Consider the following 6,690-nt stretch of genomic DNA (forward strand, 5'->3'; position numbering starts at 1 on the left):
AGATTGTATTTCATAGTATATAAAATTAAAGGAAAATTAGTCAATTAAAATTAGAAAAAATTGTGACTTCGTGTCACATCCTCTTAACTATTTCTATCTAATTATTATCTTTTAATAACTTTTATTTATTTAAAATTAAATTTTACGAATTCTAAACAAAATGGATAGTAAAAGATATATATATTACTCAACAAAAATAGATATACCATGGTGATTAATTATGGCAGAGATATCAGACGCAATCGCAATGATAAAAAAAGCTGAATCCGATGCTGAACAACTTATTATTGATTCAGAAGCTCAATCTAAAAATATGATTGCTGAATCAGAAGTTAAAGCTGATGAAATTATTTCAACAGCCAAATTACAAGCTGAAGACGATGCTAAAGATACTGTTTTTGATGCAGAAGATAAAGCTAAAAAAGAAGCACAAACAATTGCTGAGCAGTCTAAAGTTGAGGTTAAGGCCTTAAAAGACAAAGCTATGGTAAATGTTAAAGAAGCGGCTTCTATTATTGTCAAAAATATTATGTAGTGTGAGATTATATGTTCAAGACAGCTAGAATGCGCAAAATTAGAATTGTTACACTGGATAAGTATGTAGCGCCTACAGTGGATGCTCTCCACGAATCAGGACTTATACAAATCAGTGATATTTCTGACAGCATTCAGCAAGATCCTGAATTAGCGGAATTAGTAACTCCTGCTAAAGCTACTCCATACACTGGTAAATTATCTTCACTTCTCATGAAAACAAACGGTATATCTGAACTATTAGGAAATTCTTTATCAGAAGGCCATGGGTTAAAAGATACATTGATGTCTTTTATTAGTCCAGATTTACCTGTTCAAAAAGAAGTTGATAGGTTAGACACTGAAGCTTTTATTGAAAAAGCCGAAGACACTCTATCCCAGGTGGAAGCTAAAACAAATGTTATAGAAGGAAAACTTGCCGCACTCGACGCTGAAACAAGTGAACTCAAGTCTAATAAAAGTTTGGCTAAGCGTTTATATAATTTTGACATGGATTTAGCTGACTTAAAAGATTCAAAGTACACTTCTACTACTGTTGGAAGGATTAATGCTGAATCTGCTTCAGAAATCAAAAATGAATTAAGTAACTTGACAGATGAATTAGATATTTTTACTGTTCCTATGGATGATAAAGAAGGAGAAATTATCGTCGTAGTAACATTAAATGAATTTAGCGATGATGTTTATTCAATTCTTCGCAAATTCGACTTTGAGAGAATTGAAGTAGGTGATGTTGAAGGATATCCTCAACAAATTATTTCAAATGCTGATGCAAGGTTATTAACCATTGAATCTGAACGCAGCTCTATTAAAACTGAGTTAAGAGCAGTTGCAGAACAATGGGATGATGACATATTAGCACTCAAAGAACAATTAGAAAATGAAAAAGAAAAAAATGAAATACTTTCCTCATTTGTTCAAACTAAAGATGCTTACGTCCTTGAAGCATGGGTACCTATAAAAGATACTGTAAAAGTTGAACAATTAGTTGAAATAAGTTCCGATGGACATTGTGCCTTTGAAACAGTAGAGGTTGAAGGTACGGATGATGAAAGTGTCCCAGTTTTACAACAAAATGGATGGTATGCAAAACCTTTCGAATTCCTTGTAGATATGTACTCTCCAGTACGTTACAATGCAATGGATCCAACTATATTTGTTGCAATAACATTTCCATTTTTCTTCGGTTTCTGTTTAACCGATGCAGTTTATGGTTTAGTTGTATCTGCTCTTGGTGTAGTATTAATTAGGGGAATGGGTAAAGTTAAGGAATCTATGAACGCATTTGGTTGGATTTTAATCTGGTCTGGTCTGTGGGCCTGTGTACTGGGTTTGATAACTAATGGTTTCATTGGAGATTTTCCAGAAAGAATAGTTGGGTTCCGTTTACCAACAGTTTATGGTTCAGTTGAATCATTTGTACATCCAGATACTATTTTATTAATAGCTATTGCAGTTGGTCTGTTATACACCAACATCGGATTTATCTTAGGTGCTATTAACAACTTAAGATACGGAAATGTTAAAGAGGCAATAGGTTCTCAAATTTGTTGGTTTGTTTTCGAAGCTGGTATTATCTTACTTGCTTTAGGATTTATGATGCCTGGAATCGGTATGATATGCATGATTTTAGGTGGAATCTTAATACTTGCAACTATTGGAATGTTAGTATGGGCTAATGGTGCCTATGGTGTTATGGATATATTCGGTTATATGGGAGATATTTTATCCTACGCACGTCTTTTAGCATTATGTTTAGCTACTGGTGGTATTGCTATGACTGTAAACATCTTATCAGTTATGGTTAATAATATGGTTCCGTTTGCAGGAATTGTACTGGCAATAATCGTATTCATTGGTGGTCATATTGCAAACTTCGCTTTCCAGGTATTGGGTGCATTTATTAATGCTTTACGTCTTAACTATGTTGAGTTCTTTTCACAATTCTTTATGGAAGGTAAAGGTAAATTTGAAGCTTTCAAAGCAAATAGGACATTTACAAAACTTAAAAATTAAAAATTTTTCATTTATATCTTAAATTAAATTTAAAAATCAATATTATTTCAAAGGTGAATTAAATATGGTAGAAATTGCTTTAGGTACTGCTTTAGCAGCTATTGGTGCTGGAGTAGCAATTGGATTTGCTGGATTAGGTTCCGGTTTAGGGCAAGGTATGGCAGCTGCTGGTTCTGTAGGGGCAGTTGCAGAAGACAATGACATGTTTGCAAGAGGTATTATTTTCTCTGCATTACCAGAAACTCAGGCTATTTATGGGTTCTTGGTTGCAATCTTATTATTAGTATTTTCAGGATTATTAGGTCAAGGACAAGGATTAACAACCGAAGCAGGTATTGTAGCAATCGGTGTAGGTGCATCAATTGGTTTTGCTGGTTTAGGTTCAGGTATGGGTCAAGGTATAGCAGCAGCATCCTCTGTTGGCGCTATTGTAGAAGACAATGATATGTTTGCTCGTGGTATTATTTTCTCTGCATTACCAGAGACACAAGCTATTTATGGTTTCTTGATTGCTATTTTACTTATGGTATTCGGTGGAATCTTAGGCGCAGCTTAGGAGGCAATTTATATGAGCTCAGGCACAAGTAAAATTGTTGAAAGTATTATGTCTGAAGCCCAGGAGAAAGCTGATTTAATCATTCAAGATGCAAATGCTGAAGTTTCAGCTATTCAAGCAAAAGCAGAAAAAAGTGCTGAAGCTGAAAAAACTAAAATTTTAGAAAACGGTAAAAAACAATCTGACATGAGATATCAGCAAATTATCTCTGAAGCTAAGATGAATGCTCGTAGGGCAGAATTAGGCGCTAAAGAAGAAGTAATTGAAGCCGCATTCAATCAAGCTATTGGTGAGCTAAAAAGTAAAGCTTCTTCTGGTGATGATGAATACGAAGATTCATTAAGTAAAATGATTAAAGAAGCTGCTGAGGAAATCGGTAGTGATGATTTAATTATTCAATTAAATGAAGCGGATACAAATAAATTTAAAAAAGACTTATCTTCACAAGGTTCAGACTCTTTTGAATTAGAAGGTATCAAGTTTACATTAGGTGAACCTATTGATGCCATGGGTGGTGCTGTTTTAAAAACCATTAATGGAGATATAGAAGTAAATAACACAATTGAAGCAAGATTAGATAGATTTAAAAGTATCTTACGTAGTGAAGTTGCTGAAGTATTATTTAAATAATTAGGAGGATAAATTATGGCAGATGGAATTGCGACCTTAATAAGTTCTGTTGGACTTACACAAGAAACATTTCTTGTATTCTGTATTTTAGCAGTCCTTGTTGTTGGTGCAGTAGTTGTAATCATTACATCCAGACCAATTTTGGACATTTATCCTTATCTTAATCCAAGTGCAAGAGTAAGAGCTAGAAAAGGAAGATTATTTGATGAGAAACAGATTTCTGAACTCGTTGAAACCAACGACGTTGAAGAAGTTGAAAATTATCTCAAAGGCGTTTCTGAATATGCTGACGTTTTAGATGAATATCCACTTGACAAGGCATTAGACGTAGAACGTGCTAACACTTATGATTTTGTTGCAAAATTGGCTCCTAAAGATATTAAGGATCCTTTTGTTGTAATGTCTAAAAAAGCTGACATCGACAATATTAAAAGTCTTTTAACTTCTAAGGAAGTTGGTCTTACATCTGATGAGACAAGAGAATTGTTAATTCCTTGTGGATCATTATATGACGACTTAGAATCATTAGCTGATGCTGAAAGTGTAACTGACATTATATCCAGTTTAGATAATACTGAATATGCAGCAGTTTTAGAAGATGCTCTTCCACAATACGAAGATACTAATATGATTCTCCCATTAGAATCTGCTTTAGATAAATATTATTTAGGCAAATTATTACATTCTTCTGATGTTCCTTCAGACGAAAATAAACAGATTTTATATGCATATGTTGGAACTCAAGTTGATGTAACTAATCTTAAACTGATTATAAGGGCAAAACAAGATGACCTTGATTATGATGCGATTTCCCCTTATATATTAGAAGAAGGATACCAATTACGTGAATGGAAACTTAAAGATTTAATGGAATCTCCAGATGTTACAAATGTAGTTTCTGGTTTGGAAGGAACAAAATATGCAGAAGTATTATCTGATGTAATCCCAGTATATAACGAAACTGGTTCAGTTGCTGTATTTGAAAAAGCATTAGATGTTTACGCTTCTGAATACTCAAAATCTTTAGCTGTTAAAAAACCATTGGGTATTGGTCCAATTATTGGTTATTTAAATCAAAAAGAAAACGAAATTAAGAATTTAAAAATTATTGCAAGAGCAAAAAGAGAAGCGGACTTCCCAAATTCTAAAATAATGGAGATGTTAATATGAGTTCAGTCGCAGTTATGGGTGATATTGACACTGTTTCAGGATTTAGATTAAGTGGTGTCAAAAAAGCTGAAGTTGTTACTACTTCAGAAGAAGCTATTGTAGCTTTTGATAAATTTTTAGATGATGAAATTTCAATTATTATCATTACTCAATTAATGGCTAATGAAATAAGAGATCATATTAATAGAAAAATTGGTTCAAGTGTTTTACCAATGATAATTGAAATACCTGATAAAGATGGGTCCTCAGAAGGATCATCTGATCAAATTAACGACCTTATTAAAAGAGTTATCGGGGTAGAGATGGTTAAATGATTATTGAAGGAAATATTATTAAGATTGCTGGGCCTGTTATTGTCGCAGATGGTATGAGAGGGGCTCAGATGCTTGAGATGGTAATGGTAGGTAACGAAAAGCTTATCGGAGAAATCATCGAGCTTGAAGGTGACACCGCAACTATCCAAGTATATGAAGAAACAGCCGGTATTCAGCCGGGTGAAGTAGTTGAATGTACTGGTGGTCCATTATCAGTAGAACTCGCTCCAGGTGTAATGAGTTCTATTTTTGACGGAATTCAAAGGCCTTTAAGAATCATCAGAGAAGAATCTGGTGATTTCATTGCAAGAGGTATTGATGTAGATTCAGTAAACAAGGAGAAAAAATGGACATTCAAACCAGTAGCAAAAGTCGGAGACAAAGTAAAAGGCGGGGATGTTCTTGGTGAAGTACAAGAAACAACTGCTGTTTTACACAAAATTATGGTTCCGCCTTCATTAGATGGTGAAGTAACTGAAATTGCAGCTGAAGGCGAATATACTATTCTTGAAGACATCGCTGAAGTAGCTGGTCAAAAAGTTCAGATGCTCCAAAAATGGCCTGTTAAAAAAAGCCGTCCATATATTGAAAAATTAGATCCGGACGTACCATTAGTAACTGGTCAAAGAGCACAAGATACTTTCTTCTCAGTAGCTAAAGGAGGAGCAGCAGCTATTCCGGGTCCTTTCGGATCAGGTAAAACTGTTACCCAACAGCAATTAGCTAAATGGGCAGATGCAGATATCGTTGTATATATTGGATGTGGAGAACGTGGTAACGAAATGACTGAAGTACTTACTGAATTCCCATTCCTCGACGACCCTAAAACTGGTAATCCATTAATGGATAGAACAGTTCTTATTGCAAATACTTCAAACATGCCAGTAGCGGCTAGGGAAGCATGTGTATATACTGGAATTACTATTGCAGAATACTACCGTGACCAAGGTTACGATGTGGCACTTATGGCAGACTCAACTTCAAGATGGGCTGAAGCTATGAGGGAGATTTCTGGAAGATTAGAAGAAATGCCTGGGGAAGAAGGTTACCCAGCATACTTAGCATCCAGATTAGCTCAATTCTACGAAAGAGCTGGAAGAGTAAAGACTATCGGTACTGAACCACATGTAGCTTCTATTTCTGTAGTTGGTGCAGTATCACCTCCTGGTGGGGACCTATCCGAACCCGTTACTCAAAACACATTACGTATTTGTAAAGTGTTCTGGGCGTTAGACGCATCCCTTGCAGATAAACGTCACTTCCCTTCAATTGACTGGTTACAAAGTTACTCATTATATGTGGACAGTATTGAAGGATGGTGGGCTGAAAACATTGCAGCAGATTGGAGAGCAACTCGTGACCAAGCTATGGGATTATTACAAAAGGAATCTGAGTTACAAGAAATTGTACAATTAGTTGGTCCTGATGCATTACCTGAAACTGACCAAGCTACCTTAGAAACTACCCGTA

General features: G+C 35.0%; 7 protein-coding genes. All 7 read left to right on the forward strand.

Features of this window, described 5'->3' with window-relative positions; all coding sequences use genetic code 11:
* Nucleotides 1–220 precede the first annotated feature (220 nt).
* Nucleotides 221–535 (forward strand): V-type ATP synthase subunit H, encoded by a 315-nt coding sequence (locus Q9968_RS09605; RefSeq protein ID WP_305515859.1) that lies wholly within the window; start codon nucleotides 221–223, stop codon nucleotides 533–535.
* Between the two features lie 11 nt (nucleotides 536–546).
* Nucleotides 547–2,550, forward strand: a complete 2,004-nt coding sequence (locus Q9968_RS09610; protein ID WP_305515861.1) for a V-type ATP synthase subunit I — start codon at nucleotides 547–549, stop codon at nucleotides 2,548–2,550.
* Nucleotides 2,551–2,614: 64 nt separating this feature from the next.
* Nucleotides 2,615–3,106 carry a V-type ATP synthase subunit K gene (locus Q9968_RS09615; protein ID WP_305515864.1) on the forward strand — a complete coding sequence of 164 codons (492 nt, stop codon included), beginning with the start codon at nucleotides 2,615–2,617 and terminating at the stop codon, nucleotides 3,104–3,106.
* A gap of 12 nt (nucleotides 3,107–3,118) precedes the next feature.
* The gene (locus Q9968_RS09620) at nucleotides 3,119–3,736 is read left to right on the forward strand and encodes a V-type ATP synthase subunit E (protein ID WP_305515866.1); all 618 of its coding nucleotides are present in this window, start codon (nucleotides 3,119–3,121) and stop codon (nucleotides 3,734–3,736) included.
* Between the two features lie 15 nt (nucleotides 3,737–3,751).
* On the forward strand, nucleotides 3,752–4,906 hold the full coding sequence (locus Q9968_RS09625) for a V-type ATP synthase subunit C (protein WP_305515868.1): 1,155 nt from the start codon (nucleotides 3,752–3,754) through the stop codon (nucleotides 4,904–4,906).
* Nucleotides 4,903–5,220: a V-type ATP synthase subunit F gene (locus tag Q9968_RS09630; protein ID WP_305515869.1), complete on the forward strand. Its 318-nt coding sequence runs from the start codon at nucleotides 4,903–4,905 to the stop codon at nucleotides 5,218–5,220. Before Q9968_RS09625 ends, Q9968_RS09630 begins: the two co-directional genes overlap by 4 nt.
* A partial coding sequence (locus Q9968_RS09635; protein ID WP_305515871.1) for a V-type ATP synthase subunit A occupies nucleotides 5,217–6,690 on the forward strand: 1,474 nt, incomplete at its 3' end. The genes Q9968_RS09630 and Q9968_RS09635, both read left to right, overlap by 4 nt.

This window comes from Methanobrevibacter sp. V14 (assembly GCF_963082475.1).
Taxonomy (GTDB): Archaea; Methanobacteriota; Methanobacteria; order Methanobacteriales; family Methanobacteriaceae; genus Methanocatella.